Here is a 19,754-nt window from a genome sequence, read left to right on the forward strand (position 1 = left end):
GGTCCGGTTTATCGAAGCGGTATTGCGGCGGTCAGCGAGGTCGGGGCATGGTGCGGGGTGATCGTTCAGTCACAATAACAACGGAACAGCAGGATAAACGATATGACAACCTTGAAGACTCCCTTGTGGCAGGCGCTGTTGATCGCCGGTGGGTGCGTGTTCACGCACGCCGCAGCGGCACAACAGGCCGAGCCTGTGTGGGCGGAAGAGTTCGACGGTGAACGCCTTAACCGCTCCTTCTGGAATTTTGAGACCGGCGGCCACGGTTTCGGCAATGGCGAGCTACAGTATTACACCGCCTCCAGCGAAAACGTCTACCTCGACGATGGCCAACTGGTGATTGAAGCCAGAAATGAAGAACATAACGGCAACCTCTTTACCTCCGGTCGAATTAACACCCATGGCCGGGTCGGCTTTCGCTATGGGGTTCTCGAAGCGAGAATCAAACTGCCGGATCTGGGCAATGGCCTTTGGCCCGCCTTCTGGATGCTCGGTAATAACTACGGCATTGATGGCTGGCCGAAATCCGGCGAATGGGACATCCTGGAAGCCGGCTCCCGAGAAGCTATCGACAATGGCACTGTCAATCAGACCGTGTCGGGGGCCATGCACTGGTGGCATGAATCCGGTGACTGGAGCGACTGGCTGCAAGCGGATGCCGCCAGCAGCATTGATGTCGCCGGTGGGCTGAACACCTACCGGGTGTACCGTATGGAATGGACGCCCTCCGAAGTGAGCATGAGCGTCGATGGTACTGAATATTTCAGTATGGACATTACGGACCCGAACATGTCCGAGTTCCGGGAGAATCCGGCGCACATTATTCTTAATATGGCGGTCGGCGGATTCAATTTTGTTCAGATTACCGACCCGAACAATATTACCGCCCCGTTCCCCGCGAAAATGTACGTGGACTATGTTCGGCTCTATGAAAACCAGTACACCGAACTGGACATCGCCGAGGAACATCTATTCAGCGGCAATTACGGCATCATGACCGAAACCACACCGGTGCTGAACGAACTCAACTGGGGTGACAATACCAACCTGTACATTTGGAACAACATGACCACCGTGGCCACCGCGCCGTCCGAAGGCAGCGCCGCCCTGGCCTACGAAGTGGCTCCGGGTGACTGGTGGGGTATGGGGCTGTTGCACAAGGACCAGAACCTGCGCAACTACCAGCACGGTTATCTGCACTTTGATATGAAAACCGAGTCACCCACGCCGATTACAGTGGGCATGGGAAGCACCGCTGGGGGTGACGGCTCGGTGGAACTGTCGGCGGGCGCCGAGCAATACGGGCTCGAACGCGACGGTGAATGGCACCATGTGGCGATTCCGTTATCGCAGTTTAGTGGTGTCGATTTTGAAACGGTACAGGCATTGTTCACCCTGTCCGGTCCTGCGCCTGCGGCGTTGATGACGGTGGCCGTGGATAATATTTACCTGACGGAATCGGTCGCGCTGGAAGCGCCAGAGTATGGCAACTTCGGTATTTACACCGAGACGCCCGCGCATCGCGATGCCGGTAATTTCGGTTTTGGGGTGAGCGGCGACCTGTTTATCTGGGAGAACACGCTGACGCTGTCTCCCGGTGATGTTAAAGAAGGTAACGCTTCACTGAATCTGGCCTCCAATGACCTGGGCTGGTACGGCATGGGATTGACGGCGCGCCAGGGATTTAACCTGACGGCCTTCGATAATGCCAGTGCGATGCTGCACTTCTCCCTGAAAACCACCTCCCAGTCCGCGTTCCAGATTGGGATGAAAAGTGGTAATCGGGATGACATTGGCCAGCTCTGGATTGATTTCGAGGCGGGTAACGACCCCTATGGATTCGTGCGCGATGGCACCTGGCAGGATATTGCGATCCCCATGTCGGACGTGGCCAAGGACGTTGACCTGGCGGATGTGCGTCAGCTTTTCCAGCTGTTGGGTACCGGTGAAATCGACAACATCGCGATTGACGATATTTATCTCTCCGGAGGTCAGCAGGCCGAAGCGCCGGGCACCGATGGCGAAGAAGTGAACCGGGCGCCGCGAGCGGCGGTGAAAACCTCGGCAATGCGTGGTTCTGCGCCGTTAAACGTCACGCTGGATGCCTCCGACTCAGTGGATGTCAACGGGGATACGTTGACGTACCTGTGGGACTTTGGCGATGGCACTTTGGGCAGTGGCGCGACGGTGAATCACGAGTTCACAGAAGAGGGCCGGTACGCGGTCAGTGTGACGGTCAGCGATGGTGAACTGTCCGACACCACCACCAACTATGTGCTGGTGGACAATGGTCATGCCAGCGTTCGCAGTGAAAAGCGGGGCCTCGGTTACGGTTACCATTCAGAAGAAGACTTCGCGAAAATTTCCCAAGGCATTAGCTGGTGGTACAACTGGAGCCACAAGCCCGATGTCATGATCGAGGATGTGTACCAGAACTACGGTGTGGAATTTGCGCCGATGGCCTGGAACGGTGGCTTTGACGATCAGGCCATGCGCGAGTATCTGCTTGATCATCCCGAGGTGCAGTACCTGCTGGCTTTCAATGAACCCAACTTCCTGGATCAGGCCAACATGACGCCTTCTCAGGCGGTGGCGGAATGGCCCCGGCTGGAAGCGATTGCCGACGAATTCGATCTGGAAATCGTCAGTGTTGCCATGAACTATTGCGGGAACTGCAACAGCGAAGGTGGCACCACTTACTATGATCCCATCGATTATCTGGATGACTTCTTCGACCTGTGTCCCGACTGCCAGGTGGACGCCATTTCCATTCACGCCTACATGCAGGATGCCGGTGGTGTAGAGTGGTACGTGGATCGCTTCAAGAAATACAATAAACCGATTTGGATGACCGAGTTTTCCCACTGGGAAGATTTCACCACGCAGGAAGATCAGAAACGCTTCCTAGTTCAGGTGGTCGATGCCTTTGAAAACGACCCGGATCTGGAGCGTTACGCCTGGTTTACCGGTCGGCGCGACGGTCATCCTTTTAATGGGTTGTTCGACAACCGGCAATCGGGTGTCCTGACTGAATTGGGCAGCATCTACGTGAACATGCCAGTGCACAACGCCTCCAATGTGCACACCCTTCCCTCTCGGGTGCAGGCCGAAGAGTACGCGGCCATGAGCGACATCATTTATCCGAACGTGGAAGACGACAAGCGGGATGTGCGGGTCGAGCTGACCGAGGATCATTCCGGCTTCCTGAATCTGAGCGATATGGACCCGGGTTCGTGGGTGGAATATCGGGTCAGTGGCGATGGCGGTCTCTACGAGGTTACCCTGCGAGTGGCCAGTGCCGTAGGCGGCACCCTGACCCTCTCTTCCGACGGAAACGAACTGGCGCAAGTATCCGTCCCGGCCACGGGTGGTTTGCAAAGCTGGCAAACCGTGACGACAACGGTGGATCTTGACGCGGGGAATCAACCTCTGCGCCTGATGTTCAGTGACGCCATCAATGTGAACTGGCTGACGTTCGAGGAGGGCTCGGACAACGGTGGCGGCGATGAAGAACCTGAGCCTACCGGGGATTTGGCAGAGGGGCAGCCCGCTGTGTCTTCTTCTCAAGAGGCGGGCTGGCTGTCCGCCGCACAGGCCGTGGATGGCGATGGTGGCACCCGCTGGGCCAGCGCCTGGACCGAAAGCGAATGGATTTATGTGGATCTCGGCACGTCACAAACCCTCAGTCAAGTGGTGCTCGACTGGGAAGGTGCCTACGGCAAGGGGTATGAGATTCAGGTGTCGGATGACGCCAGTACCTGGACGACGGTATATACCGAAACGGCCGGTGTTGGCGGCGTGGATGATATTGCCGTTAACGCGACGGGGCGCTACGTCCGTATGCTCGGGACCGAGCGTGGTACGGGTTACGGTTACTCACTCTGGCGCTTTGAAGTCTATTAAGACGGACGTTCCTGGACAGGACCTGCGCTTTTCGGCCCGGCATTTATCTGCCGGGCCTTTTTTTACGGGGCTTTTATGGTGCGTTACAGCTCGTTAAGGGGCGTTATAGCTCGATGTCGTAATCCACAATCACCGCCAGGTGAGTGGAGAACTGCTGGTTCTTGTAAATCGCCGCGTGCTCCACACGATGTCCGATCGGTGCCGAGACGACCTGGAAGTCGGTGCGCCAGCCTTCTCCCTCACCAATTTTACCGCTGGGCCACCAGCTGTACTCATCCGGGTCCTTGTTCGCCTTGCGGAAGGAATCCACGTAACCCAACTGGTTAAACAGCTGGCTCAGCCACTGCCGTTCGTGGGGCAGGAAGCCGGATTCGTGCTCGTTCTTCTCCGGATTAGTCACATCGCGGGGAGTATGGGCCATGGCCCAGTTGCCGCAAAAAATGAACTCACGCCGCTTGCGGGTGATTTTGTCCAGGTGAGCCTGCAGGTCATCGAAGAACTTGATTTTGACTTCCTGGGACTCCAGCTCCGAGGTGGCGCTGGGTGCCAGCAGCGAGCCAATACTCAACTGTTCGTAATCGATTTGCAGGTAGCGGCCTTCCATATCGACACCGGAGGAAAAACCCAACCCGAAGATCAGCGCCTTGGGTTGCTTTCGGGTGTAGATGGCCACGCCATTGTAGTGAGGTGTCCCGGAGTCGAAAAAGTAGGCGAAGTAGCCGTCCAACTGAAACACCGGCTTGTCGTCCAGTTCATATTCCAGAGCCCGCAAATCCTGCAGGCAGATGACATCCGCATCCTGACTGTCCAGCCAGTCGAACAGACCTCGCTGAGCCGCCTGGAAAATACCATCGACGCTAAGACTGATAACTCTCATATTAGCCCCTTGTTTACGGACTGTGTATGATACCCGAGCTTGTTCTCTTTGTGTTAATTAGTGACAGAAAAACCGCGAAAATTGGTGATTTTTACACGTGTTCGGCGCGATTTTTCCACTGCAGTGCGGTACGGACCTGTACTGGATCGCTATAATTGTTGTTCCGGCGGGGGTGAAAGGCCGGGCAGGTGCAGGCCGCTGGTGCCGGAATGTTCCGTTATTTCGCGTTCAACCTATTGTTCAATTTAGCGTATTTGCGAGAGATTTTCATGGAGAATTACCAACGCGCCTTTATCGAGCTGGCGATTGAGCATCAAGCCCTGGGGTTTGGTGAGTTTACCCTCAAGTCCGGGCGGCGCAGCCCCTACTTCTTCAATGCCGGTAAGTTTCAAACCGGCCGGGCGCTGGCGCAACTTGGGCGCTGTTATGCGGCCGCGCTGATGGCGGCGAATATCGATGTGGATTTGATTTTCGGCCCTGCCTACAAAGGCATTCCGCTGGCGACGACCACGGCGGTGGCCCTGGCAGACCAACACGGGTGCGACCTGCCCTATGCGTTCAACCGCAAAGAAGCGAAAGACCATGGCGAGGGCGGGACCATTGTGGGTGCACCGTTGGCGGGCAAGGTAGTGATTGTGGACGATGTGATTACCGCCGGCACCGCCGTGGGTGAATCCATGGAGTTGATCCGTGCCGCCGGCGCTTCACCGGCAGCGGTACTGATTGGCCTTAACCGTCAGGAGCGGGGCAAGGGCGCCGTATCGGCGATCCAGGAGGTGGAGCAGAACTACGGCATTCCGGTGATCAGTATCGTCAAGCTGGACCAGGTCGTAGCCTATCTTGAAGCCGATGGCGGGCGCGTGGAGACGGTAGCCGCCATCAACGCGTATCGGGCTGAGTATGGTGTGTAACGGTCACAAAACAATCCGGCGCCTGGTGTGGGCCTTGAGCGTATTCGCTCTGGGCTGTTTGCCCATGGCGGGGCTAGTGAGTGCCCAAGCGCAGGAAAAAGTGTACTACCGGTACGTCAATGACGAGGGCGTGCAGGTGCTGGACGACCATATCCCGCCCCGTTTCGTGCCCAAAGGGTATGAGGTGGTGTCGCTCAACGGGACGGTGCTGCGCCGGGTAGCGCCCGCCCCGTCGCCCGAAGAGCAGCGCGCTCGTGAGGAGGCTAAGCGCCAGCGCATTCAGCAGGACGCCTATCACCAGGAGTTGCGGCGCCGTTACAGTACGGTCAAAGATATCGAGGATGCCAAGCGACGCAACCTCGCGGAACTTCAGGGTAATATCAGTATTCTGGAGAGCAATCTGAGCAATGTTCGGCTACAGATTCGCGATCAGGAAGGCCGGGCCGCCCGACTGGAGCGCAGTGGACAAACGGTACCGGACGCATTGCTTGATAACATTGCGACGCTCAAGCAGGAAGTGCAGAAAAATCTGGCGCAAATCGAACGGCGGCAAACGGAATACGACGAAGTGGCCGAGAAATTTGACGAAGATGCTGAAGCCTTCCGTGCGATGAAGGCGTCGAGTCAGTCGGTGCCCTAGGCGCGCATCAACCCGTTGATCAACACCGGCCATTGCTCGGCCCAGTGTTCCGTGGGGGGGCGTCGAAACTGGCTGCGCACGAACTGCGTGATCCGGCCATCGGCACAGGCCATCAACAGATTGGCGGCGGCCGAGAGAGGCAGGTTGGGTCGCAGCCCCTCGCGTAACTCCGCTTCCCGCAGAATTTGTTTTAGCTGGGTCTCTATCCGCTCAAACAGTTGCGCAACGCGATGGCGCAACCGCTCGGTTTCGCCCGTCAGAGCATCGCCGGTCAGCAGGCGGGTGATGCCGGGATTGCGCTCGGTAAAGGTCAGCAGGAGCAGCAGTATTTTTTCGCACTGACGCAGAGCCCCGGGTTCGTCCCGAACGATCAGGGAAATGCGGGTAAAAATGGTGTTCTCAATGAACTCGATCAACCCTTCGAACATTTTGGATTTGCTGGGGAAGTGACGGTACAGTGCCGCCTCTGAGACGCCCACTTCCCGTGCCAGGGCCGCCGTGGTGATCCGGGCGCCGGGGCTGGCTTCGAGCATGTGAGCCAGAGATTCCAGGATCTGTTGGCGTCGGGAAACTTTGGTGCTGGGTTTGCTCATGGTGTTCCGTCTTGAGGCTGTTTGAATCCGTCGGCACAAGCGTCAGGAAGTTTTAGGCGACGTGGGTAATGCTATCCGCATTGTCGCCTGTCTTCAATCAAAGTGTGCGTTTTGTCGCAAATCGTGTGTTCCGAGTCTTGTTGATTACGGCTTGTTGGTAATCAGAGTGCCCACACCGGCGTCGGTGAAAATCTCCAGCAGCACCGCATGGGCCACGCGCCCGTCAATAATGTGAGCGCTGTTGACGCCGCACTTGACCGCATCCAGGGCGCAACCAATTTTGGGGAGCATGCCGCCATAAATGGTGCCATCGGCGATCAAATCATCCACCTGCTGCGTGGTCAGCCCGGTCAGTACCTCGCCGTTCTTATCCTGCAGGCCAGCCACGTTGGTGAGCAGCATCAGCTTCTCGGCCCGCAGCACTTCCGCGATTTTTCCGGCCACCAAATCGGCATTAATATTATAGGACGCTCCGTCATCGCCAACGCCAATGGGGGCAATCACCGGAATAAAATCGCTGTCGATCAGCATGTCGATAACGGAGGTGTTGATGCCCGCGACTTCCCCCACATGACCGATGTCGATAATCTCGGGCGCCTGCATCTCCGGAGTCTGACGTTTGGCGGAGAGCTTGCGGGCGCGAATCAGTTGCCCGTCCTTGCCGGTAATGCCGATCGCGTGACCGCCATTGTGATTGATCAGGCTGACAATCTGTTTGTTCACGGTGCCGCCCAGAACCATCTCCACCACATCCATGGTTTTGCTGTCGGTCACCCGCATGCCGTTGACGAATTCGGACTCAATGTTCAACTGCTTGAGCAGTTCACCAATTTGAGGGCCGCCGCCGTGAACCACAATCGGATTCATGCCCACCAGTTTCATCAGGACGATATCGCGGGCGAAACTGTTTTGCAGGTCCTCGTCGATCATGGCGTTGCCGCCAAACTTGATCACGATGGTTTTACCGGTGAAGCGCTGGATGTAGGGCAGCGCTTCGGTCAGTACCTGAGCTACATTCATGGCTTGAGTGCGATTCAAAGACATAACGTGTTCCGTCCGGTTAAAGGTCGATCTTGAGATCCGGCGCGATTTTCAGCAGTTCGCGCAAAAACAGTTGTTGCAGCTTTTCCAGGGCGTCCTCGCTGTCGGCCTCGAACCGCAAGGTCAGGGCGGCAGAAGTATTGGAAGCACGCACCAGTCCCCAGCCTCTGGCAAAGTCTACCCGCACCCCGTCAATCGTGGTGAGCTTGCCGCTGCGGAACTCGCCTTCCCGGGCAAGCCGTTCCACGATGGTGAATTTTTCGCGGTCGTCCACCGGGATTTTCAGCTCCGGTGTGGCGGGCAAGGCTGGAAAGGCGGCGAAGATATCGTCAATGGACTGATCGCGCAAGGTGATGATCTCCAGCAGACGGGCGAGTGTGTACAGACCGTCGTCGAAACCGTACCAGCGATCCTTGATGAAAATATGGCCGGAGTACTCGCCGCCAATTAACGCCCCGGTTTCGATCATTTTCGATTTCATGTGCGAGTGGCCGGTTTTCCACATGATGGGCCGACCCCCGTAGCTGGTAATCAACTGGCTGAGTTGACGTGTGCATTTTACATCGAACAGGACATCAGCACCGGGGTGGCGGGTGAGCACATCGCGGGCGAACAGCATCATTAATTGATCCGGCCAGATGATCTGTCCTTTGGGTGTCACCACGACCAGGCGGTCGCCATCGCCGTCCAGTGCCGCCCCCAGGTCGGCGCCAGTCTCGCGAACCTGATCGATCAGGGCCTGAAGGTTGGAGGGCTGTGTGGGGTCCGGGTCGTGATTGGGGAAGTGCCCGTCCAGTTCGCAGAACAACGGCGTGACGGTGCAGCCAAGTTCCTCGAACAGGCGCGGTCCCACAATGCCGGTCACGGCATTCCCCGCGTCAAACACCAGGGAGATATCACCCGCCATCGCCACGTCGGAAAAGATTCGCTCGATATAGTCGTCGGTAATATCTTGCGCTCGTCGCGCGCCTTGCCCCTCGCGGTATCGTTGGTGCTCAATTCGCGCACGTACATCCAGCACCGAGTCGTCTGCCAGTGTGACGCCGTTGATGATCATTTTGAAGCCGTTGTAGGGGGCGGGATTATGGCTGGCGGTTACCATCACGCCGCTGGAGGTTTCCGGCAGGTGGTGGGTCGCGAAGTGCATTAAGGGCGTAGGCACGATACCCAGATCAATCACATCGCAGCCGGTGGATAACAGGCCCTCGCACAACGCCTCGGCCAGTGCGGGGCTGTGCGTGCGACCGTCCCGTGCGACCACGATGGCGGTTTCACCTTGCTCCAATGCCTCGGTGCCGAGTGCACGCCCAATGTGTTCAGCCAGCTCGGGGGTCAATTGGGTGTCCGCCAGCCCGCGAATATCATAGGAGCGAAAAATGCCATCGGGGATAACGATGGAATCAGGCGCGGGAGAGTCGTCCACTACGGGACTTTTCGTCGGAGCGCGTTTCATGGTGGTGTTGTCCAGCGCCAGGATATCTTCGTCCTCATCGCTGACCTCGATATCCAGAATGTCCTGGTTCTGGAACAGAGGGCTGGCCATGACATCGTCTTCGTCTCGCTCTTTCGTTGTTGGCGCGTCGTGTGTCGTGGCGGACGAGGTATGAGCGTTGTCTTTTTGGCGGGGCAAAGCGCGCGACTTCATCAAGTGGCCCGCCAGCCAGGCGCCGAGCAGGCCGCCAATGCTGGTGGCGGATAGAATCAATAGCCAGAGCGTGGGAGGTTCCCGAGTTTGTTCCACCAGGGCCGGCGATGCGGTAAACGTCAGAGTCCAGTGGCTGTTGGCGATTGGAACTTCATGAGAAACGCCCCCGCCCTCCTCGCCGCGTTGATAGACGGTTAACGTGGCGCTGTCGAAAATTCGCTGTGTCAGCTCGACACGGCCCAGTGTGGGATCAAGCGTGGAGAGCGGCGCTCGCCAGCTCGGCTCATCGAACGTGACCAGCAAAGTGCCGGCAACGGGTTCACCTGGCGCAGGCGGAACGGGAGCAATCACATGCAACTGCCATTGTTGCTCGATACGGGCCAGCTCCGGACGGTACATTTCGCGGCGCTCCGCGCGGCGTATAAGATCCACCTCGGCAAAACGCAGGGGCACGGCATGGTTCCGGTCCAGTTCGGCCTGCCCGGCGGGTATCAAACGCACCGCCAGCACCTGTTCCAGTTGCTTTTCCAGAGTGGCCTGGTAAGCCGCCTGGGAAGCGGAATCGGTCAGCGCGGTCAGTGTTGCCGGTTCGGCGGCCAGTTGGGCTACCTGATTCTGGGTGTCGGTTAGAAAGCGCTGCAACGTTCGCGCCGCTTGCACGGCCTGGTTCTGCGTGCTGGCCACCAGCCGTTCTTGCCCCGACTCGACCACCATGCGTTGGTACAGCCAATAGCCCAAGGCGGCGTTGAGCGCGATGACGACCAGCACCAACAGGGCAATTCTTTGCTGGCGGGCCTGTCGGGCGCGTTGCTGCTTTTGTTGTTGTGGAGTTCTGCGTGTCACCGTGTCGAGTTCCTTTAGTGTCGGGACTGAAAAGTGTCGGGGACTGGAATTATTAGGGCAGATAGCGGGCCAGTTGTTCTATCAGCGCACGTGCCAGCTGCGTTTTGCTCATCGGCTCGTAGGATTGTTCCCGCTCGCGATCAATAAGGACCACCGCATTGTCGTCACTGTTAAAGCCAAGCCCGTCGCGAGTGATATCGTTGGCGATAATAGCGTCGAGCCTTTTCCGCTCCAGTTTGGCCCGCGCGTGTTCGAGCACCTGCTCGCTCTCGGCAGCGAAACCGACGGTGATCGGTTTGGGGAACAACTGAGCCACGTCCGCGACAATGTCCGGGTTTTTGACCAGCGTGAGCTCTCGCTGTGTCTCGCCGGCTTTTTTCATTTTTTGGCTCAGGTACTGCTGCGGCCGATAATCCGCCACCGCAGCGGCGGCAATAAAAAGATCGCACGGCTGTGCTTGTGCCAGGCTGGCTTCGTGCATATCCCGGGCACTGATCACATCAATACGCGTGACCCGCTCGGGTGCTGGCAGTGCCGTGGGGCCGCTGATTAAAATGACCTCCGCCCCGGCTTCGGCGGCGGCTTCGGCCAGCGCGTAGCCCATTTTGCCTGAGCTGTGGTTGCTAAGGTATCGCACCGGATCAATGGCCTCCCGCGTGGGGCCAGCGGTAATGACCACCCGGCGCCCTGAGAGCAATCCCGTTTCAAATCCGGCTGCCAGGGCGGTGGCCAGCGCCTCCGGTTCCAGCATTCGACCGGGGCCGACCTCACCGCAGGCCTGGCTGCCATCGCCCGGCCCCAACAACTGAATGCCCCGACGGCGAAGCGGCTCCAAATTGGCTTGGGTGGCGGGGTTTTGCCACATGCCCTGATTCATGGCCGGTGCCAGGCTAATGGGTGCCCGGGTGGCCAGGCACAGCGTGCTGAGCAGGTCGTCCCCCCGACCCGACGCCAGTCGAGCCATAAAGTCGGCGCTGGCCGGCGCCACCAGAACCCGGTCGGCCCAGCGGGCCAGCTCGATATGTCCCATGGCTGCCTCGGCGGCCGGGTCCAGCAAATCGGTGTGGACTGGGTGTCCCGACAGCGCCTGAAACGTCAGCGGCGTCATAAACTTCTGCGCGGCCTCCGTCATTACCACGCGCACCTCAGCGCCGCGCTCGCGCAGGCGACGCACCAGTTCGGCACTTTTATACGCGGCGATGCCGCCAGTGACCCCAAGGAGAATACGTTTGTTGGTCAGCGAGCTCATAATGGCGCGGCGCGAAGGCTCCTACAGCTTGACAGATAGTCGCTAAGATACCATTCTCGGGCCTGTTACCACTAGGCCGGTACCGTTACCGTCAACCACCGTAAACGCCAAGGCCGCTTCTTATTCAGGAAAACCAGACAGGGAGTCACACAATGTCCATTGCTCTGTGGCCGGAGGCCGAGCGCCCCCGCGAAAAACTGCTCGCCCGCGGCCCCGCCGCCCTATCCGATGCCGAATTGCTGGCTATTTTTTTGCGCACTGGCTGTGCCGGTCAATCCGCGGTCGACCTGGCGCGCAGCCTGCTTAGTGACTTTGGTGGCCTGAGACCATTGCTGGAGGCGGGGCAGCTCGACTTCTGTCGCCGAAAGGGGCTGGGCACCGCCAAGTTTACCCAGTTGCAGGCGGTGCTGGAGATGGGCCGCCGTCACCTGTCCGCCCGGCTGGAAAGTGGCGATTCGCTGACCAGCCCCACACTGGTTCGCAACTACCTGAGCGCGCAGCTGCGCCACCGTCCGAGCGAAGTCTTCGCGGTGTTGTTTCTGGACAACCAGCATCGTCTGAAAAGTTTTGAAGAACTGTTTCAAGGCACAATCGACGGCGCCAGTGTGTACCCCAGGGAGGTGGTGAAGCGAGCGCTTGCTCACAACGCCGCAGCGGTCATCCTGGCCCACAACCACCCGTCCGGGGTGGCGGAACCAAGTCAGGCGGACCGCCGTATTACAGAGCGGTTGAAAGCGGCTCTGGAGCTGGTGGACATTCGGGTGCTGGATCATATGGTCGTGGGCGACGGCGAGGTGGTCTCCTTCGCCGAGCGCGGCTGGCTGTAAATTTACCTCTCCCGCCAGACTGTCCAAAAAACAACCAAAAAAGCCGGAAATTATTGCTATTGCTCCAGGCTTCTGGTATAAAACGCGCCTTTCTGTGGTCGGGCCGGTTGGGCTGCGGCCAGGCAGCGGGGAAACGCGCCGGGACGACCGCCAGGCGCCGGGACCCAGGTTTCGCGTTCCAGAGCTGCAAACAAGACTGAACAGGCTGCAAAAACACCCCGCGCCGGGCTGTGGTGTGGCAAAACCAATCCGCAGCGCAGCGCGCTGAATACAATGAGGCACAATCATGTCTAAGGTATGTCAGGTAACCGGCAAACGCCCCGTTACCGGAAACAATGTTTCTCACGCAAAAAACCACACCAAGCGTCGTTTTTTGCCTAATTTGCACAGTCACCGCTTCTGGGTGGAATCTGAAAAGCGCTTCGTGAAGCTGCGCGTTTCCTCCAAAGGCATGCGTGTGATCGACAAGCGCGGTATCGACGCCGTTCTGACTGATCTGCGTGCTCGCGGCGAACAGGTTTAACAGGAGACTCCACCATGCGCGATAAGATTCGTTTGAACTCCACAGCGGGCACCGGTCATTTCTACACCACCGACAAGAACAAGCGGAACATGCCCGAGAAAATGGAAATCAAAAAATTCGACCCCGTTGCCCGCAAGCACGTGGTCTATAAGGAAGGCAAGATCAAGTAAGTCTTGCTGCTTGGGTTTCGTCAGGAACCCACGCCTTGAAAAACCCGGCCTCTGTGCCGGGTTTTGTCGTTTTCAAGGGTCGGAGTGCGCCGAAATAATGCGCCGAAATGGATACCGGTTCGTTGATCCTTGCGGTGTCTGTGCGATACTTGCCCGATAATGTTAGTCAATCCGATTCATTCATCCAGGGAGACGCTTATGAAATTGCTGTGGAGTACGGGCGCTGTAGCGCTGGCGCTGATGACTGCCCCCGCGTTGGCCGACAATCAACGGGGTTTTTATGCGGGTGTCGGCGGCGTGGTGGTGACGGGTGATAGTCGCACACCCTATGAAGACGCTCAGATGCCAGCCGTTGAATTCTCGGCCGGTTACAAATACAACGGCCTGCTGGGGGTGGAAGCCCGCCTGGGAGCCGGTGTAAAAGACGATCGCGACAATGACTCGGATTACTTTTTGAGCGAGCAGGACAACGACCCGGCCCTGAGTGAGATCAAGCGCTCGGTCAACCATTATGCCGCGGTTTACTATCGCCCTGAGTTGACCAATCAGAAGGCTCGCCTGTACGGCTTGATCGGTTACGCCGAGCTGGATACGGAGGTCACCCGCTGGCTGGGCAACACCAGTGTCCAGGCGGATGAAAGCCTTTCCGGCACCTCGTTCGGGGTGGGCATTGGCTGGTTTGTGAATGACGCGCTTAATTTCAACCTGGAATACCGGCAGTTGGTGGATACCGGGGATTATCGTTTCGAAACCTATACGATCCAGTGGGACTATCGATTTTAGTGAAACGGTCAGCTCCCATGAAACAGTGAATTCCCGCGCCATGACTGCCATGTTGGTGTATTTTCGCCGAAAAGGGCTTTGGTAATGAGCGACGAGGTGCTGGCGGATCTGTACCGACGTGAGTCTCGTCGTGTGCTGGCGACCCTGATTCGGCTGCTTGGCGATTTTGATCTGGCCGAGGAGGCACTGCAGGAGGCGTTTCTCGCGGCGGCGCGCCAGTGGCCTGATGAGGGAGTGCCGGATAACCCGCGCGCCTGGCTGGTATCGGCCGGCCGCTTCAAAGCCATTGACCAGTTGCGACGGCGCGCGCGCTTCAATGACTCGCTTGAGCCCATTGCTGAGAGCCTCTACCAGCAAAGCGAGCGCGATGTTTTTAGCGATGATGATCGCATTGAAGACGATCGCTTGCGTCTGATCTTCACCTGTTGCCACCCCGGACTGTCTTCCGAAGCGCAGATTGCGTTGACGCTGCGTGAAATCTGCGACCTGAGTACCGAAGAGATCGCCCGCGCGTTTCTCACCACCCCAACCACCCTGGCGCAGCGCATTGTGCGCGCCAAACGCAAAATCCTGAAAGCGGGTATTCCCTATGAAGTGCCAGGCCCGTCGGAGTTGCCAGAGCGGCTCGCGGCGGTACTGCACGTGATTTATCTGGTGTTCAATGAAGGCTACTCAGCATCGGCTGGTGAGGCCCTGACCCGGCACGACGTTGCCGAGGAAGCCATTCGCCTGTGCCGCCTGCTTTTGGAGTTGCTGCCCGATCCCGAGGGGGAGGGGTTGCTGGCTCTGATGTTGTTCCAGCAATCACGACGCCGAGCGCGAGCGGATGCGCAGGGCGATCTGGTATTGCTGGAAGATCAGGACCGCACCCAGTGGGACCGTGCGCTGATTGACGAGGCGGATCACTGGGTACAGCGAGCCCTGCGGTCGGGGCAGGCGGGAACCTACTCGCTGCAAGCGGCCATCGCCGGAGTGCACGCGAGCGCTCCCAGCGCGCCAGCGACGGACTGGGACGAGATTGTTGCCCTTTATGATCTATTGCTCAGGGCGCACGCCAGCCCTGTCGTAGAGCTGAACCGGGCGGTCGCGGTGGCCATGCGTGACGGTCCCGAAAGCGGGCTGGCGCTGATCGAGACGCTGGCGTCACGTGGGGTGCTGTCCGATTATCATCTCCTGTACGCGGTCCGGGCCGACCTCCTGCGGCGGATGGGACAGATCGAGCCTGCGATGAAGGCGTACCGTCAGGCAATCGATCTCTGCCAGCAGGTACCGGAGCGCCGTTTTATGGAGCATCGGTTGCGGCAATTATCCATGTAAAACGTTGCAGCGTTTCCGTGGGTGGTGTTTATAAAGTGTTTATAAATAGTGTCGAAAGGCTGTGCTGCTGAACGACTGAAGATGACTTTCTGTTTTTTTTGAGGATCTGGTGATGAAATACCTTTGTCTTGTCTACAGCGATGAAAACGATCTGCACAGTCTCCCCGACAGCCCCGAAGATAAGGAGTGCCACGCCTACGCCACGCACTTGGCCGAGTCGGGCCAGATGATCGCCGGTGAGGCGCTGGAGCCGGTAGCGACGGCCACTACCGTGCGGGTGCGTGGTGGGCAGGTCAGTATTACGGATGGCCCTTTTGCGGAAACCAAGGAGCAACTGGCGGGCTTTTACATGATTGAAGCGAAAGACCTGAATGAGGCGGTACGAATTGCAGCGGGAATTCCCCCGGCACGGGTTGGCAGTATTGAAGTGCGCCCGGTTCGTCAATTGGCCGTCTAACGGCGCATAAAACGCCCAGCCCGCGGCGTAGAGCCTCAACTGATCGCCATTGGCGTCTCACTGTACTGCGTCAACACGGCCCGTGCCCGTTCGGCCACTTTCGCTTTCAGTGCCTCTGGCGCCAGGATGCGCGCTTCATCGAGAAAGCTCAGCGTGCGGCGGGCGGCCATGTCCAGATCCGGCGCGCGGAAGCCGACAACAACCGAGCCGTCTGGCCGCTCCTCGTAACTTTCCCAGCAACACCGGTAATCCTGCGCCACTGTGGCGTTCTCAGCACTGAATAACAGCCGCACCTCCTGAGTGGGGCGCGGGTCGAAATGTTCATCCATGTATTCCACCGGGTCAAAACTCGCCGGTTTCTCAAAAGAGGTCTCCAGTGAACGCAAGGCCTGAATTCGGTCTACGCGAAAGGAGCGCATGGCGCCGCGCAGGTGACAGTAAGCCACACAATACTGCCGCCCCCAACTGTAGACCAAAACGTAAGGATTGATACGCCGCCATTCGGGGTTGGTGTGCCGCTCTTTGCCCTGGTACTGCATGTCCACCTGGGTGCTCTGGCGCACGGCCTGGTAGAGCGTTTCGAGCATCTCCATATTGAGGTTCGGGTTAATGCGCGGAATACCCTGGGTAATCAGATTACCCCGGGCCCAGGCGATTTCCTGTAACTGGTCGTCAGGCAACACGCTCTCTATTTTGGTCAGTGCACTCAGCGCCGAGCCGCGGAACAGTTTGCCCCACACATACTCGATGAGACCGGTGCCGAGATGCACGGCCACCGCCTCTTCAGGTGTCAGCATCAGCGGTGGCATACGGTAGCCGCGCACCAGGGAATACCCTCCGAGAGGGCCGCGTTCGGCATACACCGGGATGCCCATTTCCTCCAGCGAGACGATGTAGCGTTGCACCGTGCGCGGTGATACCTCCAGCGCTTCGGCGAGCTGTGAGGCGGAGCTGTTGGGGTGGCGTTGCAGAAAAGCGATCAGGTTGAACAGGCGGGTCGCGGTAGTGGCCATGGGGCTGCCCCTGTGAGTCGAAGTCCTCGTACATCCATTTTGCGTGCTAACTACGTCAGATAATGTCGTAATTATCCGGTAAATTCCATTACTCGTGCTCGCCCATTAAGTGCGCACCTGGCCCCTCTTCGGACAGGCAGTCACCGGGGTTGCGCAACGGGCAGGCCTTAAGCGATAGGCAACCACAACCAATACAACCGTCGAGATCATCGCGCAGCTGTAATAGCTCGTCGATGCGTTGGTTGAGTTGTGCGCGCCACTGAGTCGAAAGCGTGCGCCAGTCGGCGGCGGTAGGGGTGCGGGCATCGGGCAACGCAGAGAAGGCGTCGAGAATATCGGCGAGCGGGATACCAGTGTGTTGAGCGGCTTTGATCACGGCCAGTCGGCGCAGGGTTTCCCGGGCGTAGCGGCGCTGGTTGCCGGCCGTACGCGAACTGCGAATAAGTCCCCTCTGCTCATAAAAATGCAGAGCGGACACGGACACTCCACTGCGGCGCGCCAGTTCTCCGACGCTGAGTGCCTGTTTTTGTGCGTCTGGCATATGTCGATACCCTATTGACCTCAATTTAAGTTGAGGTTTTAGCATTCTTTACCGTTGCGCTCAAGGCGGTGTTTCGAAAACAAAGTTCGAGGGCAGAGTTAATAACTGAAAGGGTTTTCTCATGACTGGAATGCAAACGTTAAAAGCGATGTCTATTGCCACGCCTCATCTCATGGGAGTAAAAATGGAAAAAGCGGTTCGCCTGACCGGACTGCGGCGCCGTATTGAGGGGCTGCCGGCCAAGGTGATCCCCGGGTTCTGGGACACATTCTCCCCCTACCGTGGCTGGATTCCGGGCCAGACTGGCAGGGCCAGCTATGGAGCACTGATGGAGGCGCCGGGCTCGACAGAGGGATTTGATTATCTGACGGCGGTCGAGGTCGAGTATTTTCGCGACTCCGAAGGAGATTGGGACCAGATACTCATTCCAGCTCAGCGTTATGCCGTGTTTTCCCATCGTGACCACGTGTCCGAGCTGCGACCGGCACTGCATACCATCTTCGCCCACAGTCTTCCGGGCCTTAATCTGGTTCCGAAGCGGCATGTGGATGACGTGCCGCTGTTGCTGGAGCGCTATGATGAGAACTTTGATATGCGAACCGGCTGGGGTGGCATTCAGGTCTGGGTGCCCCTTCGAGATTAACTCTTAGCCGACCGACATCGTCGGCTATTCCACACATGTAAACAGGCTCTGGCCTTCAGGAGGTGACGTGCAGTCCATTATCTCGGTGGAAAGCGTCAGTAAAGTTTATGACTCTGGTTTTCGTGCGCTCAATGATGTGAGCCTCGGTATTCACAAAGGGGAGATTTTTGCGTTGCTCGGCCCCAATGGCGCGGGCAAAACCACGTTGATTAGCGTGATCTGTGGACTGGTTAACGCGTCCTCGGGCCGGGTTTTCGCCGATGGCTATGACATCGTGCGGGATTACCGCAAGGCTCGTCAGAAAATTGGTTTGGTGCCGCAGGAGCTGGCAGTCAATATTTTTGAAACCGTGTGGAACACCGTGCGCTTCAGTCGCGGTCTGTTCGGCAAGGCCAAAAACGATGCGTATCTCGAACAGCTCCTGCGTGACCTGTCGCTGTGGGATAAAAAGGATACGAAAATCCTGGCGCTCTCCGGTGGCATGAAACGCCGCGTATTAATTGCCAAGGCACTGGCTTATGAACCGAGCATCCTGTTTCTGGATGAACCCACGGCAGGGGTGGATGTAGAGCTGCGGCGGGATATGTGGGCCATGATCCGCCGCTTGCGCGAGAAAGGCGTCACTGTGATTCTCACCACACACTACATTGAAGAGGCCGAGGATATGGCCGATCGGGTGGGGGTTATTCAAAAAGGTCAGCTGATTCTGGTGGAAGAGAAACAGGCACTGATGGACAAACTGGGGAAAAAGCAGCTGACGTTGCAACTGGTAGAACCATTGCCCTCGGTGCCGACCGCCCTGTCTGACTACGCGCTGGAGCTCTCTGACGATGGTGTGAAGCTGACTTATCAATACGATCACCAAAGTGATCAGGCTGCGATTGCCACGCTGTTGCGTAAGCTGTCGCAACTCGGTATCGATTACCGCGACCTCAATACGGCGCAGAGCTCGTTGGAGGATATTTTTGTGAGTCTGGTGGAGGAAGCACGATGAATGGGCATGCGATCAAAGCGATCTACTTGTTTGAGCTGGCTCGAACCTGGCGAACTCTGATGCAGAGTATTGCTTCACCCGTGCTTTCCACGTCTTTGTATTTCGTCGTGTTTGGTGCGGCGATTGGTTCACGCATGGTGGCCATCGATGGCGTCAGCTACGGTGCGTACATCATCCCCGGCCTGATTATGTTGACCGTGCTGAATGAGAGCACCTCCAACTCGGCGTTTGGTATCTACATGCCGAAATTCTCCGGCACGGTATATGAGATCCTGTCAGCGCCGGTCTCGGCACTGGAAATTGTCATTGGCTTTGTGGGGGCAGCCGCCACCAAATCGGTGATCCTCGGCCTGATCATTTTGTTGACGGCGCGGGTATTTGTCGATTATTCCATCGATCACCCCGTGTGGATGCTGGGTTTTCTGGTGTTGACCGCGATCAGCTTCAGCCTGCTCGGTTTTATTATTGGCGTGGTAGCGGATAGTTTCGAGCAACTGCAAATTGTGCCAATGATGATCATTACGCCACTGGCTTTTCTTGGCGGCAGTTTTTATTCCATTAACATGCTGCCACCGGTATGGCAGACCATCACGCTGTTCAACCCGGTGGTCTATCTGGTCAGCGGTTTTCGGTGGAGCTTCTACGGCACGTCGGATGTGGGCGTCGGGCTCAGTCTGGGAATGATCGGCCTGTTTACTCTGGTGTGCCTCGGAATCATTGTGTGGCTCTTCCGGACGGGTTACAAGATCAAGCCCTGACATTCTTGTCAAAAGCGTTGTTGCGC

Annotated in this window: 19 protein-coding genes; 12 read left to right on the plus strand and 7 right to left on the minus strand. The window is 57.9% G+C overall.

The features are described from left to right. The first annotated feature begins 102 nt into the window (after positions 1–102). Positions 103–3,903: a glycosyl hydrolase gene (locus ACQCLF_RS10120; RefSeq protein WP_426986852.1), complete on the plus strand. Its 3,801-nt coding sequence runs from the start codon at positions 103–105 to the stop codon at positions 3,901–3,903. A 103-nt stretch (positions 3,904–4,006) separates the two neighbouring features. On the opposite strand, the gene ACQCLF_RS10125 is transcribed toward ACQCLF_RS10120, so the two are convergent. Beyond that, positions 4,007–4,780, minus strand: a complete 774-nt coding sequence (locus tag ACQCLF_RS10125; RefSeq protein WP_426986854.1) for an exodeoxyribonuclease III — start codon at positions 4,778–4,780, stop codon at positions 4,007–4,009. Positions 4,781–5,049: 269 nt separating this feature from the next. Between ACQCLF_RS10125 and pyrE the strand changes: the two genes are divergently transcribed. Together pyrE and ACQCLF_RS10135 are read left to right on the plus strand one after the other, a co-directional pair. Continuing rightward, positions 5,050–5,691, plus strand: coding sequence for an orotate phosphoribosyltransferase (pyrE, locus tag ACQCLF_RS10130; protein ID WP_426986856.1), 642 nt, complete (start codon positions 5,050–5,052; stop codon positions 5,689–5,691). 34 nt (positions 5,692–5,725) lie between these two features. Then, a complete protein-coding gene (locus ACQCLF_RS10135; RefSeq protein WP_426986858.1) occupies positions 5,726–6,331 on the plus strand; it encodes a hypothetical protein in 606 nt (201 codons plus the stop codon). Here ACQCLF_RS10135 and slmA read toward each other — a convergent pair. The 4 genes from slmA to coaBC form a co-directional block, all read right to left on the minus strand. Beyond that, complete coding sequence (gene slmA, locus ACQCLF_RS10140; protein ID WP_426986860.1) at positions 6,328–6,924, minus strand: nucleoid occlusion factor SlmA; 597 nt, start codon at positions 6,922–6,924, stop codon at positions 6,328–6,330. The two genes, ACQCLF_RS10135 and slmA, sit on opposite strands and share 4 nt — an antisense overlap. A gap of 144 nt (positions 6,925–7,068) precedes the next feature. Continuing rightward, the gene (gene argB, locus ACQCLF_RS10145) at positions 7,069–7,968 is read right to left on the minus strand and encodes an acetylglutamate kinase (RefSeq protein ID WP_426986862.1); all 900 of its coding nucleotides are present in this window, start codon (positions 7,966–7,968) and stop codon (positions 7,069–7,071) included. Between the two features lie 16 nt (positions 7,969–7,984). Continuing rightward, positions 7,985–10,453: a phosphomannomutase/phosphoglucomutase gene (locus ACQCLF_RS10150; RefSeq protein WP_426986864.1), complete on the minus strand. Its 2,469-nt coding sequence runs from the start codon at positions 10,451–10,453 to the stop codon at positions 7,985–7,987. A gap of 52 nt (positions 10,454–10,505) precedes the next feature. Then, entirely contained in the window at positions 10,506–11,702 is a 1,197-nt protein-coding gene (coaBC, locus tag ACQCLF_RS10155; protein WP_426986866.1) for a bifunctional phosphopantothenoylcysteine decarboxylase/phosphopantothenate--cysteine ligase CoaBC, read from the minus strand. 152 nt (positions 11,703–11,854) lie between these two features. Here coaBC and radC point away from each other — a divergent pair, with 152 nt between their 5' ends. From radC to ACQCLF_RS10185, 6 genes are all read left to right on the plus strand, one after another. Continuing rightward, positions 11,855–12,529, plus strand: a complete 675-nt coding sequence (gene radC / locus ACQCLF_RS10160) for a RadC family protein (RefSeq protein WP_426986868.1) — start codon at positions 11,855–11,857, stop codon at positions 12,527–12,529. 286 nt (positions 12,530–12,815) lie between these two features. After that, entirely contained in the window at positions 12,816–13,052 is a 237-nt protein-coding gene (rpmB, locus tag ACQCLF_RS10165) for a 50S ribosomal protein L28 (protein WP_426986870.1), read from the plus strand. Between the two features lie 14 nt (positions 13,053–13,066). Continuing rightward, positions 13,067–13,222, plus strand: a complete 156-nt coding sequence (gene rpmG, locus ACQCLF_RS10170; RefSeq protein ID WP_024461630.1) for a 50S ribosomal protein L33 — start codon at positions 13,067–13,069, stop codon at positions 13,220–13,222. Positions 13,223–13,420: 198 nt separating this feature from the next. Next, entirely contained in the window at positions 13,421–14,005 is a 585-nt protein-coding gene (locus tag ACQCLF_RS10175; protein ID WP_426986872.1) for a porin family protein, read from the plus strand. 84 nt (positions 14,006–14,089) lie between these two features. Next, complete coding sequence (locus ACQCLF_RS10180) at positions 14,090–15,322, plus strand: RNA polymerase sigma factor (protein ID WP_426986873.1); 1,233 nt, start codon at positions 14,090–14,092, stop codon at positions 15,320–15,322. Positions 15,323–15,434: 112 nt separating this feature from the next. Beyond that, positions 15,435–15,779, plus strand: a complete 345-nt coding sequence (locus tag ACQCLF_RS10185) for a YciI family protein (protein ID WP_426986875.1) — start codon at positions 15,435–15,437, stop codon at positions 15,777–15,779. A gap of 35 nt (positions 15,780–15,814) precedes the next feature. Here the strand turns inward: ACQCLF_RS10185 and ACQCLF_RS10190 are convergent, their stop codons facing one another. Then, on the minus strand, positions 15,815–16,792 hold the full coding sequence (locus ACQCLF_RS10190) for a helix-turn-helix transcriptional regulator (protein WP_426986877.1): 978 nt from the start codon (positions 16,790–16,792) through the stop codon (positions 15,815–15,817). 88 nt (positions 16,793–16,880) lie between these two features. Beyond that, a complete protein-coding gene (gene soxR / locus ACQCLF_RS10195) occupies positions 16,881–17,333 on the minus strand; it encodes a redox-sensitive transcriptional activator SoxR (protein WP_426986879.1) in 453 nt (150 codons plus the stop codon). Positions 17,334–17,454: 121 nt separating this feature from the next. Between soxR and ACQCLF_RS10200 the strand changes: the two genes are divergently transcribed. The 3 genes from ACQCLF_RS10200 to ACQCLF_RS10210 all read left to right on the plus strand — a co-directional run bounded on the left by ACQCLF_RS10200 (position 17,455) and on the right by ACQCLF_RS10210 (position 19,728). Beyond that, complete coding sequence (locus ACQCLF_RS10200) at positions 17,455–17,976, plus strand: GyrI-like domain-containing protein (RefSeq protein WP_426986881.1); 522 nt, start codon at positions 17,455–17,457, stop codon at positions 17,974–17,976. A gap of 67 nt (positions 17,977–18,043) precedes the next feature. Beyond that, the gene (locus tag ACQCLF_RS10205; protein ID WP_426986883.1) at positions 18,044–18,970 is read left to right on the plus strand and encodes an ABC transporter ATP-binding protein; all 927 of its coding nucleotides are present in this window, start codon (positions 18,044–18,046) and stop codon (positions 18,968–18,970) included. Beyond that, a complete protein-coding gene (locus tag ACQCLF_RS10210; protein WP_426986885.1) occupies positions 18,967–19,728 on the plus strand; it encodes an ABC transporter permease in 762 nt (253 codons plus the stop codon). The genes ACQCLF_RS10205 and ACQCLF_RS10210 overlap by 4 nt, the downstream gene beginning before the upstream one ends. Positions 19,729–19,754 lie beyond the last annotated feature (26 nt).

The organism is Marinimicrobium sp. ARAG 43.8, assembly GCF_050113635.1.
GTDB lineage: Bacteria > Pseudomonadota > Gammaproteobacteria > Pseudomonadales > Cellvibrionaceae > Marinimicrobium.